This window comes from Anoxybacillus andreesenii, from assembly GCF_030813005.1.
Lineage (GTDB): Bacteria > Bacillota > Bacilli > Bacillales > Cytobacillaceae > Robertmurraya > Robertmurraya andreesenii.
Genome location: NZ_JAUSTU010000002.1, coordinates 272,374 through 292,423, shown reverse-complemented (window position 1 = coordinate 292,423; position 20,050 = coordinate 272,374). Strand labels below are relative to the sequence as shown.

Below are 20,050 nucleotides of genomic sequence, written 5' to 3'. Positions count from 1 at the left end.
CTTAATTCTCTCCTAAGCGTTGAGTTTGTAAAAAATCGTCGACCGTATATTTGGTCATTTTATGATTCTCAAGAAATGCAACATGGGTACAAAGTTGTTTGATTTCATCCATATGATGTGAGGACAAGAGAATCGTTTTTCCGTGCAGTGCTCCGAGTGCGTCCAGCACTTCCTTTCTTCCAATCGGGTCAAGACCACTTGTTGGCTCATCCAGCACTAAAATATTGGAGTCCTGGTATAGAGTCACGGCTAATCCCAATCTTTGTAGCATTCCCTTCGAATACCCATGTATCACATGATGGCGATCATCCCAAAGATTGACGGATTTTAATAATGCTTCAATTCTTCCTTCATCCACCTTGTTGGAAACCGCTTTGGCGAAAAAAACCATATTGTCCATCCCTGTTAATAAGGGATAAAGCATAAATTTTTCAGGAAGATAAGCAATTTCATTGCTTGACCGTCTTTTTTTCTGCAAGACTTCTACTCCATTAATGATAATCTTTCCCTTTTTAACGGGAAGAATGCCAAGCAGGCTATTGATGAAGGTTGATTTACCGGCGCCATTTCTACCAACAAGAGCACAGATTTCATTCTTCTCAATAGTTAAATGAACATCGTCTAAGACCGTTTTTTTGCCAAAGGACTGATAGAGATGTTGAACCTCAATCATTCAGACCCCTCCTTCCGATGAAAGGCAGCACCACAAACAAATGATAATAGAACCAACAGAATGACATTCCCTAGTAAGAACAGACCAGGTTTCATCCACATAAAGGATTGAAGAAGCTTGGACATATGTTCAAAGGAATAAACACCAAGGGATGATTCCAAAAACATTCTCGCCGCCTGAAGTGGATTTAGGAAATATAGACTTGAGAATAACTTCACATTTTCATAGCTAACATCAGGCAAGAAGGACAATAGAATAAAGTCATGCAAAAAGAAAAAGTAAAACCAAATGGCGATGGTAAAACCAACAATTTGCATTCGCGTGCGGCTTATACTGCCAACAAAAATCCCAATTTGCGTAAATACAAGCACCAAACAAATGACCGATAGTAAGTAAAAACCATAGGCCGACCACTCTATTTGATAGAAGAATTTCAAAGGGATTACATATAGAAAAAACCATAGTATCATCGGTCCAAGGAGGACGGATTGAACGGCTATACTTTTCTTAAAAAGAAAGCTGCGAAAGCTATCTCTCCTTGTTAAAAGCATAATCAATGTTTTTTGTTCCTTTTCCTGAAAAAGTGCAAAGGCCCCCAAGAACAAGCAAAGGATAGGGATGAAATATACGAATGCATCAAATAAATTGATTAAAAGAACATAGAATCCTTTATCAATGGAAAGAGAAGAGGAACGAACCAATAAGCTAATTGAAACGAGAACAATGATGGCAAACGATAGCCAGAGCCCTTTTCCCTTTAAATTTTCCTTCCATTCCTTCCAAACGTAATGCATATCCATTGTCTCCCTTTTATTAAAATAACGAATAGGATCATTCCTGCGATCAGCCATCCAAACCAGCCAAGATTTATTTCTTCCTTTTTCACCAGTGGGTGGGGATCCTCGAACATTCTTTTGTCCTGATGGAAAAACTGATTGAGCTTTTCATAAATCTGAGTTGCAGGGCTTTTTAAAAATAGGTAGGTGAGTTCTTGGTCCTCAATTAATTCATATAGGGAGGACTGATAGGCGACAGGCTCGTCTCCTATTCCATCCTGATTTAAATCGAGGACAGGGAAAGAATTTCCCCAGTAATTCCCTTTTCCCTTATCACTCCAGCTATTTCTTCCCTCTCCACCAAGGGTTGCAACAGGAATGATATTTTCCTCAATATCATTCAGTGAAAATACTTGTTCATTGGAGCTTGCCCACAGTTCTATCCCTATTTGATTTTTCATGATTTTGTTTCCTTTAATCGAGCTATTGGTTGCTTGATCTAGGTATAGTCCTCTCTGATTAAGGAAAAAGATGTTGTCCTCAATAGCTGTATTCTGAGCCTGTAAGAGCAATAAGCCAAAGGATTTGTAGCCATAGTTAAAAATAAATTTATTGTTCTTAAGGTCAATATCATTTGAATTCATGATGGCCGCTCCACCAGTATTAAAGGTAAATGTATTATCTTCAAAGGAATTGCGGTCTGAGTACATATAGTGAAGACCATAACGGGTATCACTAATCTTGTTATTGATAATGGAATTCCCGTTCGCATAATCAAAAAACATTCCGTCTCTAGTCGCTTGAACAACATTATTTTTTAACACATTGTCATTGGCATAATAGATATGGAGACCGTTGCCCTGATTCGCAATCTGCCCTTTTCCAAGGCCTGTAATATGACAATTCTTGATGGTATTATGATGGGCTTGACTCAGATAAATACCGTGAAAAGAGTGTTTAATGGTTACACCATCAATTAAATTATGATTGGTATATACCTTGATCGCAGCATACTCCTCGGGACTATTTCGATCCAAGCTGCTATTTATCACGGTCAAATTTCGGATTTTTACATTTGGAGAGCGGACGGAAATGACATTTCCCGTACGGTCCCCTTTAATGACTGTTCCTTTTTGTCCAATGATTTCAACAGGCTTATTAATCGTTATATTTCCTTCATACGTCTTATTTTCTAGCCGGAGAACTGCCCCTCCTTCTAGGGAGTCAATCTTCTTCTGCAAATTCTCAGCTGCTAGGCTTTGATTCGGTAAGGATATCAGAATACCTATGGTCAAGAAAAATAAGAACGCAAACTTTTTCATTTTTTTCGATCCTTCCATAAAGGAATTAATAATAAGATAAATGCAGCAATGACGATATAGGTTCCGATCCCTAGATGGCTGTAGGTAGTAAAGTTAGCAATTACGTTTTTTCCTATGATAGGGGGAACAAAGGGTTCCATTTCAATCGGAGCCATCGGGTCTAAATTTGTTCCATATTCTTTAAGGGCCGACCACAAATCCCATACACCAACCGCTCCGCCGATGATAAATATGCCAATAAGTCCATAGAGGTAAGCCCTTTTTCGAATAATTGCTCCAATGAGAACAAGGATAGCTAAACCTCCGATTAAATAGGGTAAGTACTTAAGTTCAGGAAAGCTTTCTTCGCTAAATTGTGCCATCCCAATATAGTGGTTGAGTCCGTTAATTTGACCAAGCTCACCCTCGAGATGATCCGGATAGACAATGATATTTAAGCCCTCTGGATATTGTGGGGCAAAGAACTCCATTCTCCACCATGGGAAAAATAAAGAAATGACAATCAGAATAGCGGAAATAGCCATGATAATGGATGATCGTATAGAAAGCCGTTTTCCATTCAATGTAAACACTTCTTTCTGTAATATACAGGAAGGGCATCATAGAATTTATGATACCCTTTCCCTTTGGTGATTATTTTTTAGGTTTGACTAATAGATAGCCAGTCATTTCTTGATGTAATGCTGAACAGAAGTTTGTACAGTAGAGCGGGAAAGTTCCAGCTTTATTCGCTGTAAATTCAAGTGTATTCGTTTGACCAGGCTGAACCTCCATATTTAGGTCGTATTTGTTAATTCCAAATCCGTGGGTAATATCCTGGTCTAAGTCAACGTTCGTCAAGTGGATAAATACCTTATCCCCTTCGTTCACTTCAATGACATCTGGACGCTTTGCTTTCGCATCAAAAATGAATTTTGAACGCATTGCTAATCCGTATACATGAACCTCATTGCCTTTTCGTTCAATTCTAGTTTCCTCTGCTTTTGTAACAGCAGCTGGATTTTTCTTATCAATATCGTAGATAGGAATCGTCTTAATTTTGTCTGCCTTAATCATCTGAGCATAGTGTGGCTCAGGGTCAACTGGTGCTGATTGGATAATTTCCATCTTATCTCCAGTTAAGTCAATAAGCTGCATAGACTCTGGATGGGATGGCCCTACAGATAAGTAGGAATCCTTAGCAAGCTTGTTCAGTGAAACAATATATTTACCATCTGGAGATACCGTATCCCCTTCAGCCGCTGCCGCATGTCCTGGTGAGTATTGAACAGCTACACGGTCTAATGTTTCACCAGTATTTGGATTCCATTTGACAATCTCAGAAGAAATGAACATCGTTGTATAGGCCATACCCTTATCATCAAATTGTGTATGAAGTGGTCCAAGGGCATTCTCAGGGTTCACTTCTCTTTCCATTACGGATTCATATTTGAGAACTGGAATTCCGTTACGTTCGCCATCAAATTCTTTGTTTTCAATTGCTTTGAATGCTTTTTCAAAAGAGAACACAGTCATGGCTGGTGCAAGCTTACCTGAAGCAATAAAGCGCGTACCATCAGGAGTTACGTCTACACCATGTGGTGATTTGGCAACAGGTACAAGGTAAATGCCGCCTTTTTGTTTTTCAGGGAAAATCATTTTTTGACCATCTACATCTTCGTACTCGCCATTTTTAACTTTTTGCTCAAGCTCTTTCCAGTTGAAAAGAACAATATAGTCACGGTCCGCTTGAGAAGCGTTGATTTCTAAGTTCGTTGTTGCTTCCTCTGTGTTATAGGTAGTCATAACCGCCCAGTCTTTAGACATTTTCTTACCAGCGTCAGATAAGTCATAAGACCATGGTGGAAGTGCTACTTGATAAGCAATGTTTAGCTTTTCGTTTTTCTCATCAAAGGTTACCGCTGACATAACTCCGCGGTATTTTTCACTATAGTCATCTAATGATTCATATTTACTTCCAATTGGTACAGCAAAACGTGTTGGAAGGAACATGTATTCAGTGTTCTCAGTAACGAATGCTGCACAGTGAGGACCACTTGTATTAGGGACATCAATAATATCTCTTGTCGTGAATGTTTCTAGATTTACAACAGCCGCACGACTATTCGCTACGTCCGTTGCAAATAAGTACTTCCCGTCATATTCTCCGTTTGTTTCAGAAATCGCTGGGTGATGAAGGTCGCCCCAAGTATAATTACCTAACATTTCCTTTGTATGTTGATCGTAGCCATACCCAGTTGCTGAATCTGGAGAAAATACTGGAATGGTACGAATTTTACGCATGGATGGAACTCCGTAGACGAACATTTGTCCAGAGTGACCACCTGAAGCCATAAGATAATATTCGTCTTTTTCTCCGAATGGGACATAGACCTTTTCAGCATTGGATTTATTCTTGTTCGCTGTATCTGTTGAAGCGGATCCAGATGGACCTGATGAGAAGTCAGCGAAAAACACAGTTGCGGCTAGAAGTCCAGCAGCTAAACCTGATACAGCAGGTACCCATTTTTTCATGCTTGTTTCTCCTTCCTTTATTTAGCTTCTGATGCTTTCTTCAATTGTTCAACGATTTGAGCAATTTCATCGTCTGTAAGTGGGTTGCCGCCAATGACAGATGACATAACTGCGGATGTTGGTTCTTTTAAGAATTCTTGTATAGGCTTGCCATGCTTGCCTTCAACATTGTTATATGCTTGCGAAAGGTCCGGACCCGTTGCTCCACCATCAAGGTTTAAGCCTTTAACAGCGTGGCAGCCGATACAACCTTTCGATTGAAGAATATTTTCTTCCCCTGAAGCAGTTGCGATATCTTCCGTCTTGGTTGTCTTTTGTTCCTCTTTCGTAGCTTTGGTAGTGCTTTTTGCCGTTTCTGCGCTGCTAGCAACCTCTTTGTTGTTGCCGCCATCAGCAAGCACTACATCAAATACGACATAACCAAGTCCAAGACCAATAATTGCACAGAGAATGAATTGAATGATTGGATTTTTCACGGTATTCCCCCCTTATGTTGCGGCAATTTTTTTCACATGTTCATCCTACTTTTTTTACAAAGGGCTAATAGTGATGCACTTCACACAAATATCGACTGAATGTGGCTGTTTTGTGAAGCGCAGATGGAAATAAAAAGAAATGACGAAAATGGGAAAATAATATGTGATAATTGTCACATTATTATTGAAGGAGCTTCGCTAGAATGATATGTAGTTGTTGGATTAGGAGGGAGAAGCATGAGCCATGATGTCATGGACTTGAACGAAGATGTTTCCATAAGTCCTCAAATGAATGAATTCTTGAGTAAGGTGGATGTGTTTAAAGAGCTACCTGCACAAGCCCTTCAGCTATTAAGTAAGCGTATTCGAAAACTGGCATATAAAAAAGGCGAAGTCATTATGTCTGAGTTTGAAACAGCTAAGGGAGTCTATTTTATTCATTCAGGCATTGTTAAGCTGACCAAGCAAGACGAGCATGGAAATGAACTGATTGTTTGTGTGAAAAAAAAGGGAGATATATTTGCGGAGGCATGTCTTTTTAATTATGGAGAAACCACATATCCTGCTACAGGGACGATGTTAAAGGAGGGAGAGGTTTACTTTTTAAAAACGGATGATTTAGAGCAAGAGCTTTTGCTCTCACCTGAGCTAGCAGTGCAAATGATCCGTTATATGAGTGAGTCGCTTCGAGATTTGACATCGGTCATGAGGGATATCGCTCTTTTGGATGTGTATACAAAAACGGTTAAAACACTAGTGAGACTTGCTGATAAATTTGGCGCCAATCGTTGTAATAAGATGTTCATTGAGCTTCCGATTACGGTTCAGGAGTTCTCCACATTAGTGGGTACTTCCAGGGAAAGTGTTAGTCGTGTGTTTTCAAGGCTACGCAATGATGGACTAATAGATATTAAAGATAAGCAAATTATTATAACAGATTGGTGTAAATTCTGTTCCTCGTATGTGAAGCCTATAAATTAAAAAAAGAGAACGGGCTCCGTTCTCTTTTTCTTTAATTTATATGATAGGTCCAAAAGCGTTCATTTTGGAGCCATGCGATGATTTGCGGATCATTTTGCTTAAACTTTTCTTCCATATTGGCAACGGTTAGTTGAGTTTGGGAACGATGGGCCTTGATGGCAGCAATTTTTGTAGGAATGACCTCTGTCACATCATTGATAATATCTGGCTTCCCTAGCTCATCGACACAGTTTTTCGCAAAGGCCACAAGGTTCAGCTTTGGTCTTTCGTTTTGCGGCAGGCGTTTTACTGCTTCTACCACAGCAGCCCCAGTGGCATCATGGTCCGGATGAACAGAATATCCTGGATAGAAGCTGATAATTAAAGAAGGCTTTACTTCCTGAATGATGGAACCAAGGTGGCTGATCAGCTTTTCCTGATCCTCAAATTCCACTGTTTTATCGCGATATCCTAACATTCTTAAATCTTTGATCCCTAGAACATCTGCAGCATTCTGGAGCTCTTGTCTACGAATGTTAGGGAGGGTTTCCCGGTTACAGAATGGAGGGTTTCCCATATTACGCCCCATCTCGCCTAATGTTAGACATGCGTAGGTAACAGGAGTGCCATTGTTAATATGGCTTGCAATGGTACCAGAGACACCGAATGCTTCATCATCTGGATGGGGGAATATTACAAGCAAATGCCGTTCTTTTTCCATTAATATTGTCTCCTTTCTGTTTTAAATAGGCTGTCTGGGCATGTTTCTTAGTTAAATGGTGTTTCACTAATTTCAAGTGCAACAGCGAGCTTTCCTTGAAAATCATGTCCCGCTAACAATAATCTGTTTTTCTCATCGACTTCAAAATGAGTAATACCCTCTGCATATACCCAGCCAATCTCTGTTCTAAGCCCAATTCGATAAGGGTTGGGACCCGTTATTTTCCCCTGTTCATACCGAATTTTGGCATTGCGAATATAGGCTCCAGAGGAAAAAAGGGATTCATCATTGTGCGTCGCGTACGCCCCGTTCGTGGTTTCGAGATGAATATAGACTTCTTTATTGGAAAGGCGGTCTAGCTCTTTTTGTACCGCTTCGACGATCACAGGCTCCATTGTCATTCCTCCTTAAAATAAGACTCTTCAATAATTCATTCTACTAAAATGAAATCAAAAAAAGAAATAGTTCGCTTCAGATATGGAATTGCTCAAAAAAAAACAGAGCCCATTAGGCTCCGTTCAATTATTATTTTGTAGCTGTTTCTACACCAAATGTACGGTAAGCTCCATGCATGGTTGGTCCCACAAAATCATTTAATTTAAATCCATGGCGAATAGCTGCCGTGATAAAATCCTTCGCTACATCAATCGCTTCTAAGACGGATTTTCCTTTGGCAAGCTCTGCCGTAATGGCGGAAGAGAAGGTGCAGCCTGCTCCATGCACATAGGTTGTAGCAATTTTTTCACTTTCGTAGAGCTTGTACTCTTTTCCATCAAACAGCAAATCAACAGCCTTATCATGCTCAAGCTTGCTACCGCCTTTAATCATAACGTATTTTGCTCCTAATGCATGAATCTTGGCTGCGGCTTCTTTCATATCGTCAATGGTTTTGATTGGAGCGGTACCTGCTAGCTGGGATGCCTCGAATAAATTCGGGGTTACAACTAAAGCTCTTGGCACTAGTAAATCGCGAAGTGCATTGGCGTTGTCAGGGTTCAGCACCTCATCTTCACCTTTACAAACCATAACCGGGTCGATTACTACATTTTTAAATTGATGTTCATCAATCGCTTTAGCGATTCTTTCAATCACCTCAACGGTTGCCAGCATTCCCGTCTTCATTGCGGCAAGATCAACCGATAGGACGGTCTCCATTTGAGCTTCAAAAGCTTCAATAGAGATTGGAAATACACTATGTCTCCAATTATTCTTTGGATCCATCGTAGCAATGACGTTTATCGCTGTCATTCCGTATACGCCAAGCTCTTGGAATGTCTTCAAATCGGCTTGTATACCAGCTCCTCCGCTCGTGTCAGAACCAGCAATTGTCAGAACCTTTTTCATTTCGGGTGTTCCCCCTTGAGAAGATTTTTTCTTTCCATTTTATCTTAAAATAACAGGTTAGTAAAATGGCATATTTTCTTAGTAAGGGAATCATTAACACTATGTGGGTGTGACAAAAGTTACAGAACAGAAAGGGAGAAAGAATTAAGATTCAATTAGACAGAATGGTTAAAATGTTTTTCCACTATTTTAATACTTGTTATAGAATTATAAGCCGTTTGGCCTTTATTTTGTGAAATTCGACAAAATTTGATGGTACGACAAAGAAAATAAGAAAAATTTTCGATATAAAATGACAAAAATGTGACATTTGTCGCAGAACTGTGTGAATTTGTTTTTTACAATGAAAAAAGTGAACAAATTTTGTTTGCTAATGAGGTGAAAAAGTAGATGAATCGAAAAGGCTGCCCCGAGGAATACCCTATCACCCTTGTTGTAAACGATTTTGAAGTGGCGGTTTTTCAATTAACAAAGTTTGATTTAGAGGATTGGGTCTATGGATACCTATTCTCTGAAGGAATGATTGATCAAGCGAGTGATGTTGAGGGGCTAATCGTCGATGAAGATTCGGGAATGATCAATGTTACTTTATCAAGTGACTTTGATACAGAGATGATGTTTTCCAAGAAGAAGCACTATACTGCAGGGTGTGGCAGAGGAGTCACTTTCTTTTCAATGACAGATGTGAAAACGTTTAACAAGGTAGTTGTAGGAAAAACATACCAACTAAGTTACCTATTGAAAAAACGAAGTGAGTTTTCGAAAAACTCTCCACTTTACCTTGAAACAGGTGGAATGCACGGTGCTTGCATCGTGAATGAAGAAGGAGAAATAACGGTTAGAGAAGATATTGGGCGCCACAATGCTGTAGACAAGATCATCGGCTATGCGCTTAGAAATGAGCTAGATCCATCCACACTTCTCTTGCTCACGACAGGCAGGGTTTCCTATGAAATGTTATCGAAGGCTGCAAAGTTTGGCTTTGCGGTAATAGGTTCTAGAACTGCTGCCACAAAACAAGCCATCCAACTTGCAAAATATTTAAATATTGAAGTGGTTGGATACTTAAGAGGGAAAATGGCCATTCCTTATACCTCATTTGGAAGAGTGGTTAACGATTTAGAGGTACGAGCTTTGGAGATACATCCTGTCTAGGATTATCTATAAATTATGATTCTATCCATTCAAGAAAAGAAAAAAATAACGGAGGGGGAAAAGTGATGGAAGTGAATGTTACTAGAAGACAGTTCTTGAAATTGTCTGGTGCAGTCGCTGCAACATTAGCAGTTGTTGAGCTTGGATTCGACGAAAAGTCAGCTAAAGCGAAATCAAGTGAATTCAAGATTGCCAAGATTAAGCCAACACCTACAATCTGTCCTTATTGTTCTGTGGGCTGCGGTATTTTAGTCTATGCAACTGAAGATGATGTTGTCTACACAGAGGGTGACCCAGATCATCCAATCAATGAGGGTACTTTATGTAGTAAGGGGACAACGGTTCGTCAGGTGTACACTTCGGAGAAGCGCATAACAAAACCTATGTATCGCGCTCCAGGAAGCAGTAAATGGGAAGAGGTTGATTGGGAGTTTGCCTTAGACAAGGTAACCAAAAACATTAAGGAATCCCGTGATAAAGCTTTCACCCATATGAAAGATGGCTATCCAGTTAATAGAACAGATAATATTGCCTATTTAGGTGGAGCAGCTTTAGATAATGAAGAATGTCATTTACTACACAAATTTTTCCGTGCTGGTTTAGGGTTAACCTATATTGAGCACCAGGCCCGAATATGACACAGTTCAACGGTTGCCGGTCTGGCACCTACATTCGGTCGTGGAGCAATGACCAATCACTGGAATGATCTTCAGTACGCAGATGCATTAATGGTTATTGGTGCAAACCCAGCGGAAAATCATCCAATTAGTTTTAGATGGATTTCAAAAGCAATTGAAAAGGGTGGAAAACTCATTTCGGTTGACCCGCGTTATACGAGAACATCACAAATGGCTAATGTCTATGCTCAGCTTCGTTCTGGTACAGATATCGCATTCATCGGCGGTATGATTAATTATGTCCTAGAAAACGAGCTTTATCATAAAGAATATGTTGTCAACTATACAAATGCTGCGAACATCGTTGCTGATTCATTTGATTTTGAAGATGGCATGTTTAGTGGCTATGATGAAAAAACAAGAAAATATGACAAGACTCAGTGGGGCTTCAAGAAGGATGCTGAGGAAAATGTTCTTAAGGATCCAACCCTACAGGATCCAAGATGTGTGTTCCAATTGTTGAAAAAACACTACTCCCGCTATGATATCGATACGGTTTGTGGTGTAACAGGAACTGATAAAGAGACTTATTTAGAAATTTGTAAAACCTACGGTGCGACTGGGGAAGTTGGAAAAGCTGGAACGATTCTATATGCAATGGGTGGAACACAGCATACTACTGGCTCTCAAAACATCCGTATTTATGCCATTCTCCAGCTCTTACTTGGAAATATCGGAATTGCTGGTGGCGGAGTAAATGCCCTTCGTGGAGAATCTAACGTTCAAGGTTCCACAGACTTTGGTCTTCTTTATCATAATGTTCCAGGATATATGGAGGTACCAACTACGTCTGAGGGAGACAGAACCTATAAGGGCTTCCTAGAGCGAATTACGCCAAAAACAGGTTATAAAACGAATTTCCCTAAATTTTATACAAGTATGCTGAAGTCCTTCTATGGAGACAATGCGACAGCAGAAAATGAGTTTGGCTATCATTATTTACCAAAAATTGATGACGGTAAGAACTATTCCTTCATGCGTCTATTTGATGCGATGTATCGGAAGGAATTAGAAGGACTAATCATGTTTGGTTCGAACCCTGTTGTCGGAGGACCAAACAGTTTTAAATCACAAGCGGCAATGTCTAACCTCAAATGGATGGTCGCTGTTGATTTATTTGAAACGGAAACTTCTGCCTTCTGGCAAAAAGAAGCTGGTGGAGATCCATCCAAGATTCAAACAGAGGTCATCTTCTTACCAGCATGTGCCTCCTTTGAAAAGGAAGGATCTGTAACCAACTCTGGACGGTGGATGCAGTATCGTTGGCAAGCCATCAAGCCAAAAGGTGAAGCAAAGGCTGATTTGGAGATTGTCCATATTTTAGCTCGTCGTCTTAAGGAAATGTACAAAAATGAATCCACTCCTGCTGCCAAACAAATTAATGCTTTATATTGGGCGTATGGGGATCATGATCATCCAGATATTGATCTCGTTTGTCGAGATATTAATGGTTATGACTGGAAGACGAAGCAGCAAATTAAAACATTTGGTGACCTAAAGGACGATGGTTCTACAACAGCTGGCTGCTGGATTTATACCGGCTTCTATCCAGAAAATGAGAACCTTGCAAAACGCCGTGATAATACAAATGAAGGCATGAGTAATTTCCTTAATTGGTCATTTGCTTGGCCTGCGAACCGTCGTAACCTATACAACCGCGCAAGTGCAGACTTAAATGGTAAGCCTTGGAGCAAGGATCGTGTAGGAATTTATTGGGATGCAGCTCAAGGAAAATGGGTTGGAAATGACGTTCCTGACTTTGTGAAGGATAGAGGTCCAGATGATCCGGCATTTAATAGTCCATTTATTATGCAGACTGATGGAAAAGGTGCCCTTTTTGCGATGATGAACGAAGGTCCGTTCCCAGAGCACTATGAGCCATTTGAGAATCCAATGGATAACTCATTCTCAAGCATTCAATTAAACCCAGCTGTTCAGTTCGGGGAAAAAGCGATGAATGCACAGGGTGATTTCTCTAAGTATCCAATCATTGCGACAACCTATCGCTTATCTGAACACTGGCAGTCTGGAGTCATGACACGTAATGTTCCTTGGTTAGCAGAGCTAGTCAATAATATGTTCGTTGAAATTAGTGAAGAGCTCGCGAAAGAAAAGGGTATTAAGGAAAAGGACAAGATCATCGTGTCCTCTGCACGTGGTGAGATTGAGGCCTACGCAATGATTACGAAACGTTTCAAGCCATATAAGCTTAAGGATAAAACAGTTCACCATATCGGTATGCCATGGCATTTCGGTTACAAGGGAATTGCTACAGGAGCAACTGCCAACCGTTTAACACCGCATATTGGGGATCCGAACTCACATATACCAGAATATAAAGCATTCCTATGCGATGTAAGGAGGGCGTAAGAATGGCAGATTATATTAAATTTGTTGACGTTACGAAATGTGATGGCTGTCGTGCTTGTATGGTGGCTTGTAAAAACTGGAACGACCTACCTACTGTAACAGAGGAATATTCCGGCTCCTATCAATCACACGAAAAGGTGAATGCTCATACATGGAATGTCATTACCTACAATGAGCATACGACGGCAAATGGTGGATTTGAATGGTTATTCAGACATCAATCCTGCTTACACTGTGTTGAAGCTGCTTGTGAGAAAGCATGTCCTGAAGATGCAATTAGTCATACAAAATTTGGTTCGGTTGTCATTGACCATGATAAATGTGTTGGCTGTGGCTACTGTACGACAAACTGTACGTTTGATGTTGTTGAATTAGCAACATATAAAGATAAGAACGGAAAAGAATACCGCAAAGCGCAAAAATGTACCCTTTGTACAGATCGTCTTGAGCAAGGCTTACAGCCGGCTTGTGTTGTAGCTTGTCATACGGATTGCCTAGTGTATGATGAGAAGGAAACCGTTTTGGCTGAAGCAGAAAAGCGTCTGGCAAAAATTAAAGAGCGTTTCCCTAATGCTAATATTTACAATCCACAAGGCATTAAAGGAACAACAACCGTGTATCTTCTAGCAGACAAGCCGTCTGTCTATGGCCTACCAGAGAATCCGAAGGTTCCACTATCTCAAGTTGTCTGGAAGGATTATGCACAGCCACTTGGCAAAGCCATGTTTGGAGCAACAACGATGGCAGTAGTCGGTGCTGTCATTGCGAATGCGATGAAGAAGGATAAAGGCGGACATGAAGAAGGAGGCCGAGACCATGAGTAAGAAGAATGGAAGGATGGTAAAGCGTTTTAATAAAGGTTTTATTATCTCACACTGGGTCAATGCACTTGCATTCTTTGTCCTTTACATCTCTGCTCTACCAATGTATACGGAATTCTTTGATTGGCTTTATCCAGTATTCGGTGGCCCAGCTGGAGCAAGACTAGTCCATAGGATTGCAGCTGTGTGCTTTATGTTACCACTTCCAATTATGATCTTCTTTGATTTAAAGGGGTTCATCAATTGGATGAAGAATATTTTCTCTTGGAAGAAACATGACTTAAAGTTTTTCCCTGAATTTGCAAAGGAATTCTTTGGACGCAAAGCCAATGTTCCAAAACAAGATTTCTTTAATGCTGGGGAGAAAGCAAACTCTTGGTTAATGATTATCACGACGATCATGCTCATTGGTTCAGGTCTCATCATGTGGTTCCCGCAAAAATTCTCACAAACTGTGGTTATGTGGGCCTATCCGATTCATAATATTGGCTTAGGGCTTGCTGCAGCAGTAGTAGTTGGACATATCTACATGTCAGTTGCACTTGCGAAACCATCTCTTCAAGGGATCTTCAAGGGAGAGGTTTCGGAAGAGTATGCGAAAGACCACCACGGACGCTGGTATGAAGAGTTAAAGCAGGAAGAGAAAAAGAAAAAGCATGCCTAAGTGATCTATCACATGCCTAAAAGAAATAATTATAGTAAAATGGTTAATAGTAATAATTGGAGAGTGCTACCCTAAAACTTGGGTAGCCTTTCTTCTATCTCTGCCCAACGAGGTGAAAAGCATGAATGTACTAAATAAAGAATACCAACAACTTGAAGAAAATATACAAACCTTGAGTGAAAAATGGAGCAAATCACTAGAGAAAGATACGCTGACAACGCCAGAGCAGCGTTTGGCTATAAAGAGTTTTCCGGCTATTCCACATTTGCATATTACGATTAATGTAGAGCAGTATAATCGTTTTATCGAGGAATTTTTCACTCTATTAGAGGAATCCCAGCCTTCATTAACAGAGCAATTTAATAAAATACGTAGATTACTTACAAATGAAATTCTAGAGAAATGGTTTACAGAGGCTGTTTCGGTCAATAATTTTTACTTTGAAAAATTGGCAAAGGATCACGGGATAGCTGAATGGCTGCCATTTTTTATTGCTGAACATGCCGCTAGACCATTCCTGCAGAAGCTCTCCTCTGAGTTAAGTGAACAACTTCATCAGGCGAATGCACAAGGGGCATGTCCTGCTTGTGGGGAACCGCCTAGAATCGGTGTGATCAATAAGAGTGGCAAAAAGGAACTAACCTGTCCACGCTGTTTATATTCTTGGCAGATAAAGAAAATTACATGTGCCCATTGTGGCTGTGAAGAGCCTGGTAAGATTGAAATCCTTAAGATTGAGAAGGATGAACGAGGGGAAGTCTATGTTTGCCATCAGTGTAAAGGATATACGAAGGTTATCGATACACGGAAATTAATTAAGTTAGATCCGATTCCGCTTCTAGATATCAAATCAATCCATTTAGATTATATTGCTCAGGAGAATGGTTTTGGGATTCCTGAGATGAAAGGTACTCATTGATTTAGGCATCAGCCTATGTAACTGAGGTGACGCAATGGAGGCTACGGGCATTATTTTAGCTGGTGGAAAATCAAGTCGGATGGGAACGAACAAAGCTTTATTAAAGATTAATGGAAAAACGGTGATTGAAAACGTAGTTGAAGAACTCCGATCCATCGTAAATAATATTCTCATTGTGACAAATTCATTTGAAGAATATGAGTTTTTGAGACTTCCTATGGTGGAGGATAGGTGGAAAGGTATGGGGCCGCTTGCTGGCATTCATGCTGGATTGAATACCTCAAAGACAGAGAGGAATTTGCTTGTTGCCTGCGATATGCCGTTTATTTCGTCTCAGCTTGGGGGCGTTCTTCTTCGGGAATTATCTGAATACCAAGCGGTAGTCCCTGAAATCAACGGCCAGCTCCACCCCTTATTCGCTGCTTATCGTAAAGAGGTAAGTGTAGAAATTGAAAAGTCCCTGGATCAAAACCAACTGCGAATAAGAGGGATTTTTCAGAACATTCATGTTAAGATTATGGATAATATGGAAATTTGCAGGAAGGGTATATTCCTTAGGGAATCAGATCTTTTTAATATGAATCATCCAGAGGAATATGAGCAGGCAAAGAACATGTCAAGGCATACACTTTCAATAAATGAACAGGTAAAGGGTAGAGATGAAACATGAAATTTTTTCAGGTCAAAACCGTAGAAGAGACATTTCAATTAATAAGTGAAATGGTTACACCTATTACTGAGACCATCAGGAAGCCTTTATTTGAAGCGCTTCATTTCGTTTTAGCTGAAGATATCGTTGTACGGGAACATGTCCCCAATTTTCGTCGCTCCTCTGTTGATGGCTATGCCGTAAAAGCTCGAGATACTTTTGGTTCATCCGAAAATATGCCGGGGTTTCTAACGGTTTCCGGTGAGGTGAAAATGGGACAAGAACCTCCAAGGGGACTGCAGGCAGGAGAGGCCATGTATGTACCAACAGGTGGAATGCTGCCAGAGGGCAGTGATGCGGTCATCATGATTGAGCATTGCGAGGATATTAGCGGATTGTTAAATCTCTATCGCCAGGTCGCACCTGGAGAGAACGTGATTTCTATTGGTGAGGACTTGAAAAAAGGGGAAATTCTCCTTGCGAAAGGAACCAAACTCCGTTCTCAAGAAATTGGCGCCTTAGCGTCTCAAGGGATTACAGAGGTGTCTGTTTGGAGAAAGCCTGTCATTGGCTATTTATCCTCAGGAGATGAAATTGTTCCCATGGAGGCACCAAGCTTGGAGCTTGGAGAGGTAAGGGATATTAACGCTGCTACCGTCGGAGCATTAGTGGCAGAATGGGGGCTTGACTTCATATACGGAGGAATTGTGAGGGATAGCCGGGAAGAGCTCGAGCAAAGGACGCGCGATCTATTAGACAGGACAGACTGCCTAATCCTTTCTGGCGGCAGCTCTGTGGGCACGAAGGACTATTCCGTTGAGGTCATTGATTCATTGGGTGCACCAGGTGTTTACGTGCATGGGATCTCGATTAAGCCTGGAAAACCAACGATTCTTGCGACGGCAAATCATAAGCCGATTATTGGTTTACCTGGACATCCAGCTTCGGCCATGATTATTTTCCACTTGTTTGGAAAGGCAGTCATCGATACGCTTCGCAGTGTAAAAATGAACCATCTCAAGCTGACGTATGCAAAGGTAACGAAGAATATCCCCTCAAGCCCGGGGCGCACGGACTACATACGCGTACGACTTTTTGAAGAAGATAATGAATGGTATGCAGAGCCAATATTGGGGAAATCCGGGTTGATTTCAACTCTAGTCAAAAGTGAAGGAATGATTGAAATCGCTTCTGAGAGTGAAGGAGTTCATAAGGGAGACCAAGTACCAGTAACATTATTTCAATAAGGTGTGGGGAGAATGGATAAAAAATACAAACGAATCATATACCTACAAGATAAGCCTCGAGAGGTTGCGGTGAAAGAAATCCTAGCCCATTTTAATCCGCAAAGAGAATTCGAGTGGATGGATAGTAGTGAGGCGCTCGGAAGAATTACTGCAGAGCCTGTCTTTGCTCATAATTCCATGCCCCATTATCATGCTTCAGCAATGGATGGAATTGCCGTGAGGGCGGAGGATACCTTCCTCGCACATGAGCAAAATCCAATTCAGCTAAAACGAAATGAAGATTTTATTTACGTAGATACCGGGAATGAAATTCCTTCGCCGTTTAATGCGGTGATCATGATTGAGAATGTCGATGAAATCGCTGACGACGTAGTGGAGATCATTGAACCGGCCGCACCATGGGCTCATATTCGGCCCATTGGCGAGGATATTGTCCAAGAGGAAATGCTTTTTCCACAGGGACATAAGCTCCGTCCCGTTGATATCGGCGTCTTGTTAGCCTCTCAGACCACAAGGATCAAGGTTATGAAAAAGCCAACCGTCATGATTATTCCTACGGGAAATGAACTTGTCATGCCGAGTGAGAATTCAGCACCCGGGAAGTTAATTGAATTTAATGGGACGGTTATTGCGAGCTATATTAAGGAGTGGGGCGGAGAACCAAAGCTGCACAGTATCGTTAGGGACAATCCGAGTGAAATAAAAGAAGCGCTATTACAAGCGGTTGATTCATCCGATATTGTCGTCATTAACGCAGGCTCATCGGCAGGTTCAAAGGACTATACAGTGCACTTAATCGAGGAGCTTGGCGAGGTCTTTACCCATGGGGTTGCAACAAGACCAGGAAAGCCAGTGGTATTAGGGAAAATCAACGATACGATCGTTGTTGGAATTCCAGGATATCCCGTTTCAGCCTATTTAGCACTTGAGTGGTTTGTTCGACCGCTGGTTTGTGATTATTTGGGTATTACTGAGCCGAAAAGACAACGGTTAAAGGTAAAGCTTGGTCGAAGAATCGTCTCGACAATGGGTGCAGAGGATTTCGTTCGCATGACCATTGGCCATGTGAACGGGGAGTACATCGCCAATCCATTAACAAGAGCGGCAGGGGTTACGATGTCCCTTGTCAAAGCAGATGGCATGCTGATTGTTCCTCCTGATAAGCTCGGGTATGAGCAGGGGGATGAGGTGGAGCTTGAGCTTCTAAAGCCTGTCGATGAAATTGCTACCGCTGTCGTTTTTAATGGTAGTCACGATCTAACCATCGATATTCTATCTTCTTTTTTACGAAGCGAATTGAAGGGGGCAAAAATTATCTCATCCCACGTAGGGAGCATGGCGGGGATTATGGCCATCCGAAAAGGAGAGGCCCATATCGCTGGCATTCATTTACTGGACCCAGAAACGAAGGAATATAACCGCTCCTATGTTCAGAAGTTCTTAGCGGGCGGGGATGTTGTCCTTTATCCGTTTCTTAGGAGAACACAAGGGTGGCTTCTTCCAAAAGGAAATCCATTATCAATTCACGATGTGACGGATATTTCCAAAAGCCATGCACTGTACGTAAATCGTCAAAAAGGAGCCGGCACAAGAATCCTATTTGATTTATTATTAAGGGAGAATGGGATTGATCCTGAGCAAATCAATGGTTATGATCGGGAAATGTTCTCTCATTTAAGTGTAGCAGCCGAAGTCAAAGGAAGCCCTTCAGCTGTTGGTCTTGGCATTTACCCTGCGGCAAAATCAATGGGATTGGATTTTATTCCTGTTGCAGATGAAGAGTACGATTTATTAATGACCAAAGCCTTTTTTGAAAGTGAGATGGGTCAGCAATTAGTGCGGATTATTCAATCTGAAGCGTTTAGAGCACGAGTTGAAGCCATCGGAGGCTACTCTGTTGTGATAGATCCAACCCCAGTCTTTTATTAAGACAATCACTAAACAAGAATTTATTCAGGGGGTGTCCATAATGAACTTTGAGATTTCAAAGGATCCGATTGATATTCAATCAGTGATTGACAAGGTCGTTCAGCGCAATGCTGGAGCGATTACGACTTTTATTGGTACGGTTAGGGAATTAACAAAAGGAAAGAAGACACTCTATTTAATCTACGAGGCTTATGAATCAATGGCAGTCAAGAAGCTTGAACAGATTGGTGCAGAGATTGAGGAACGTTGGCCAGGAGCAAAGGTTGCGATTACCCATCGTGTGGGTCGCCTTGATATAACTGATATTGCCGTTGTCATTGCTGTTTCAACCCCACATCGTGCCGATGCCTATGAGGCAAACCGCCATGCGATTGAAAGAATTAAAGAAATTGTCCCAATTTGGAAGAAAGAGCATTGGGAGGATGGAGAAGAATGGATTGGCGATCAATTAGAGAAGGTTGCCTATCCGACAGGAAAGCCTGAGGAGAGTGATTTAAATGAATAAGATTCTCTTTTTTGCTCATTTGAAGGATGCTGTTGGAGAAGAATTTATCCAGATGGATGTTTCGGGAAAAAAGGTTTCCGAGGTCAAGGAATTGATTGCTAAAGAATATCAGCTAGGCAAGCTTGAATCAGCCATGGCAGCAATCAACGAGGAATTCTCCTCGGATGACGATTTAATTCAGTCAGGCGATGAAATAGCCTTTATCCCACCTGTAAGTGGTGGGTAAGTAGAAAAGCGGAGAGCGCTTGCCCATCGGCGGGCCAGATTAACTTTCATAAAGTATTTACACTGTCCGTCTTTGGTGGACAGTGTCTTTTTTCGGCACCTG

Annotated in this window: 20 protein-coding genes and 1 pseudogene; 12 read left to right on the top strand and 9 right to left on the bottom strand. The window is 41.1% G+C overall.

The window, feature by feature from the left end:
* Position 1: 1 nt before the first annotated feature.
* From J2S07_RS03390 to J2S07_RS03365, 6 genes are all read right to left on the bottom strand, one after another.
* Positions 2-673: an ABC transporter ATP-binding protein gene (locus J2S07_RS03390; protein ID WP_307148991.1), complete on the bottom strand. Its 672-nt coding sequence runs from the start codon at positions 671-673 to the stop codon at positions 2-4.
* The gene (locus tag J2S07_RS03385) at positions 670-1,467 is read right to left on the bottom strand and encodes an ABC transporter permease (protein WP_307148990.1); all 798 of its coding nucleotides are present in this window, start codon (positions 1,465-1,467) and stop codon (positions 670-672) included. The genes J2S07_RS03390 and J2S07_RS03385 overlap by 4 nt, the downstream gene beginning before the upstream one ends.
* Positions 1,431-2,771, bottom strand: coding sequence for a nitrous oxide reductase family maturation protein NosD (gene nosD, locus J2S07_RS03380; protein WP_307148989.1), 1,341 nt, complete (start codon positions 2,769-2,771; stop codon positions 1,431-1,433). Before nosD ends, J2S07_RS03385 begins: the two co-directional genes overlap by 37 nt.
* Positions 2,768-3,343, bottom strand: coding sequence for a hypothetical protein (locus J2S07_RS03375; RefSeq protein WP_307148988.1), 576 nt, complete (start codon positions 3,341-3,343; stop codon positions 2,768-2,770). The genes nosD and J2S07_RS03375 overlap by 4 nt, the downstream gene beginning before the upstream one ends.
* Before the next feature lie 61 nt (positions 3,344-3,404).
* The gene (gene nosZ, locus J2S07_RS03370) at positions 3,405-5,285 is read right to left on the bottom strand and encodes a Sec-dependent nitrous-oxide reductase (protein WP_307148987.1); all 1,881 of its coding nucleotides are present in this window, start codon (positions 5,283-5,285) and stop codon (positions 3,405-3,407) included.
* Between the two features lie 17 nt (positions 5,286-5,302).
* Positions 5,303-5,761, bottom strand: a complete 459-nt coding sequence (locus tag J2S07_RS03365; RefSeq protein WP_307148986.1) for a cytochrome c family protein — start codon at positions 5,759-5,761, stop codon at positions 5,303-5,305.
* A 237-nt stretch (positions 5,762-5,998) separates the two neighbouring features.
* On the opposite strand from J2S07_RS03365, the gene J2S07_RS03360 reads away from it, so the two are divergent.
* Complete coding sequence (locus tag J2S07_RS03360) at positions 5,999-6,742, top strand: Crp/Fnr family transcriptional regulator (protein ID WP_307148985.1); 744 nt, start codon at positions 5,999-6,001, stop codon at positions 6,740-6,742.
* A gap of 31 nt (positions 6,743-6,773) precedes the next feature.
* On the opposite strand, the gene bshB2 is transcribed toward J2S07_RS03360, so the two are convergent.
* From bshB2 to pdxK, 3 genes are all read right to left on the bottom strand, one after another.
* Positions 6,774-7,442, bottom strand: a complete 669-nt coding sequence (gene bshB2, locus J2S07_RS03355; protein WP_307148984.1) for a bacillithiol biosynthesis deacetylase BshB2 — start codon at positions 7,440-7,442, stop codon at positions 6,774-6,776.
* Between the two features lie 47 nt (positions 7,443-7,489).
* Positions 7,490-7,837: a YojF family protein gene (locus tag J2S07_RS03350; protein ID WP_307148983.1), complete on the bottom strand. Its 348-nt coding sequence runs from the start codon at positions 7,835-7,837 to the stop codon at positions 7,490-7,492.
* Positions 7,838-7,967: 130 nt separating this feature from the next.
* Positions 7,968-8,786 carry a pyridoxine/pyridoxal/pyridoxamine kinase gene (pdxK, locus tag J2S07_RS03345; RefSeq protein WP_307148982.1) on the bottom strand — a complete coding sequence of 273 codons (819 nt, stop codon included), beginning with the start codon at positions 8,784-8,786 and terminating at the stop codon, positions 7,968-7,970.
* Between the two features lie 390 nt (positions 8,787-9,176).
* On the opposite strand from pdxK, the gene fdhD reads away from it, so the two are divergent.
* From fdhD to moaD, 11 genes and pseudogenes are all read left to right on the top strand, one after another.
* Positions 9,177-9,941 (top strand): formate dehydrogenase accessory sulfurtransferase FdhD, encoded by a 765-nt coding sequence (fdhD, locus tag J2S07_RS03340; protein WP_307148981.1) that lies wholly within the window; start codon positions 9,177-9,179, stop codon positions 9,939-9,941.
* 65 nt (positions 9,942-10,006) lie between these two features.
* On the top strand, positions 10,007-10,579 hold the full coding sequence (locus J2S07_RS22050; RefSeq protein WP_510182023.1) for a twin-arginine translocation signal domain-containing protein: 573 nt from the start codon (positions 10,007-10,009) through the stop codon (positions 10,577-10,579).
* 12 nt (positions 10,580-10,591) lie between these two features.
* Positions 10,592-12,988, top strand: a pseudogene (gene fdnG / locus J2S07_RS03335) (formate dehydrogenase-N subunit alpha); the annotation flags it as partial.
* Between the two features lie 2 nt (positions 12,989-12,990).
* Positions 12,991-13,812: a 4Fe-4S dicluster domain-containing protein gene (locus J2S07_RS03330; protein ID WP_307148980.1), complete on the top strand. Its 822-nt coding sequence runs from the start codon at positions 12,991-12,993 to the stop codon at positions 13,810-13,812.
* Positions 13,805-14,473 carry a formate dehydrogenase subunit gamma gene (locus J2S07_RS03325; protein ID WP_307148979.1) on the top strand — a complete coding sequence of 223 codons (669 nt, stop codon included), beginning with the start codon at positions 13,805-13,807 and terminating at the stop codon, positions 14,471-14,473. Before J2S07_RS03330 ends, J2S07_RS03325 begins: the two co-directional genes overlap by 8 nt.
* A 121-nt stretch (positions 14,474-14,594) precedes the next feature.
* Complete coding sequence (locus tag J2S07_RS03320; protein ID WP_307148978.1) at positions 14,595-15,392, top strand: formate dehydrogenase accessory protein FdhE; 798 nt, start codon at positions 14,595-14,597, stop codon at positions 15,390-15,392.
* A gap of 34 nt (positions 15,393-15,426) precedes the next feature.
* Positions 15,427-16,062: a molybdenum cofactor guanylyltransferase gene (gene mobA / locus J2S07_RS03315; RefSeq protein ID WP_307148977.1), complete on the top strand. Its 636-nt coding sequence runs from the start codon at positions 15,427-15,429 to the stop codon at positions 16,060-16,062.
* Positions 16,059-17,288 carry a molybdopterin molybdotransferase MoeA gene (locus J2S07_RS03310; protein WP_307148976.1) on the top strand — a complete coding sequence of 410 codons (1,230 nt, stop codon included), beginning with the start codon at positions 16,059-16,061 and terminating at the stop codon, positions 17,286-17,288. Before mobA ends, J2S07_RS03310 begins: the two co-directional genes overlap by 4 nt.
* A 12-nt stretch (positions 17,289-17,300) precedes the next feature.
* On the top strand, positions 17,301-19,217 hold the full coding sequence (locus tag J2S07_RS03305; RefSeq protein ID WP_307148975.1) for a molybdopterin biosynthesis protein: 1,917 nt from the start codon (positions 17,301-17,303) through the stop codon (positions 19,215-19,217).
* A gap of 40 nt (positions 19,218-19,257) precedes the next feature.
* Positions 19,258-19,722 carry a molybdenum cofactor biosynthesis protein MoaE gene (locus tag J2S07_RS03300; RefSeq protein WP_307148974.1) on the top strand — a complete coding sequence of 155 codons (465 nt, stop codon included), beginning with the start codon at positions 19,258-19,260 and terminating at the stop codon, positions 19,720-19,722.
* A complete protein-coding gene (moaD, locus tag J2S07_RS03295; RefSeq protein WP_307148973.1) occupies positions 19,715-19,948 on the top strand; it encodes a molybdopterin converting factor subunit 1 in 234 nt (77 codons plus the stop codon). Before J2S07_RS03300 ends, moaD begins: the two co-directional genes overlap by 8 nt.
* Positions 19,949-20,050: the final 102 nt, after the last annotated feature.

Coding starts and splice junctions, on each gene's coding strand:
- J2S07_RS03390 (WP_307148991.1), bottom strand. CDS start 673: ATGATTGAGGTTCAACATCTCTATCAGTCCTTTGGCAAAAAAACGGTC.
- J2S07_RS03385 (WP_307148990.1), bottom strand. CDS start 1,467: ATGCATTACGTTTGGAAGGAATGGAAGGAAAATTTAAAGGGAAAAGGG.
- nosD (WP_307148989.1), bottom strand. CDS start 2,771: ATGAAAAAGTTTGCGTTCTTATTTTTCTTGACCATAGGTATTCTGATA.
- nosZ (WP_307148987.1), bottom strand. CDS start 5,285: ATGAAAAAATGGGTACCTGCTGTATCAGGTTTAGCTGCTGGACTTCTA.
- J2S07_RS03360 (WP_307148985.1), top strand. CDS start 5,999: ATGAGCCATGATGTCATGGACTTGAACGAAGATGTTTCCATAAGTCCT.
- bshB2 (WP_307148984.1), bottom strand. CDS start 7,442: ATGGAAAAAGAACGGCATTTGCTTGTAATATTCCCCCATCCAGATGAT.
- J2S07_RS03350 (WP_307148983.1), bottom strand. CDS start 7,837: ATGGAGCCTGTGATCGTCGAAGCGGTACAAAAAGAGCTAGACCGCCTT.
- pdxK (WP_307148982.1), bottom strand. CDS start 8,786: ATGAAAAAGGTTCTGACAATTGCTGGTTCTGACACGAGCGGAGGAGCT.
- fdhD (WP_307148981.1), top strand. CDS start 9,177: ATGAATCGAAAAGGCTGCCCCGAGGAATACCCTATCACCCTTGTTGTA.
- J2S07_RS22050 (WP_510182023.1), top strand. CDS start 10,007: ATGGAAGTGAATGTTACTAGAAGACAGTTCTTGAAATTGTCTGGTGCA.
- J2S07_RS03330 (WP_307148980.1), top strand. CDS start 12,991: ATGGCAGATTATATTAAATTTGTTGACGTTACGAAATGTGATGGCTGT.
- J2S07_RS03325 (WP_307148979.1), top strand. CDS start 13,805: ATGAGTAAGAAGAATGGAAGGATGGTAAAGCGTTTTAATAAAGGTTTT.
- J2S07_RS03320 (WP_307148978.1), top strand. CDS start 14,595: ATGAATGTACTAAATAAAGAATACCAACAACTTGAAGAAAATATACAA.
- mobA (WP_307148977.1), top strand. CDS start 15,427: ATGGAGGCTACGGGCATTATTTTAGCTGGTGGAAAATCAAGTCGGATG.
- J2S07_RS03310 (WP_307148976.1), top strand. CDS start 16,059: ATGAAATTTTTTCAGGTCAAAACCGTAGAAGAGACATTTCAATTAATA.
- J2S07_RS03305 (WP_307148975.1), top strand. CDS start 17,301: ATGGATAAAAAATACAAACGAATCATATACCTACAAGATAAGCCTCGA.
- J2S07_RS03300 (WP_307148974.1), top strand. CDS start 19,258: ATGAACTTTGAGATTTCAAAGGATCCGATTGATATTCAATCAGTGATT.
- moaD (WP_307148973.1), top strand. CDS start 19,715: ATGAATAAGATTCTCTTTTTTGCTCATTTGAAGGATGCTGTTGGAGAA.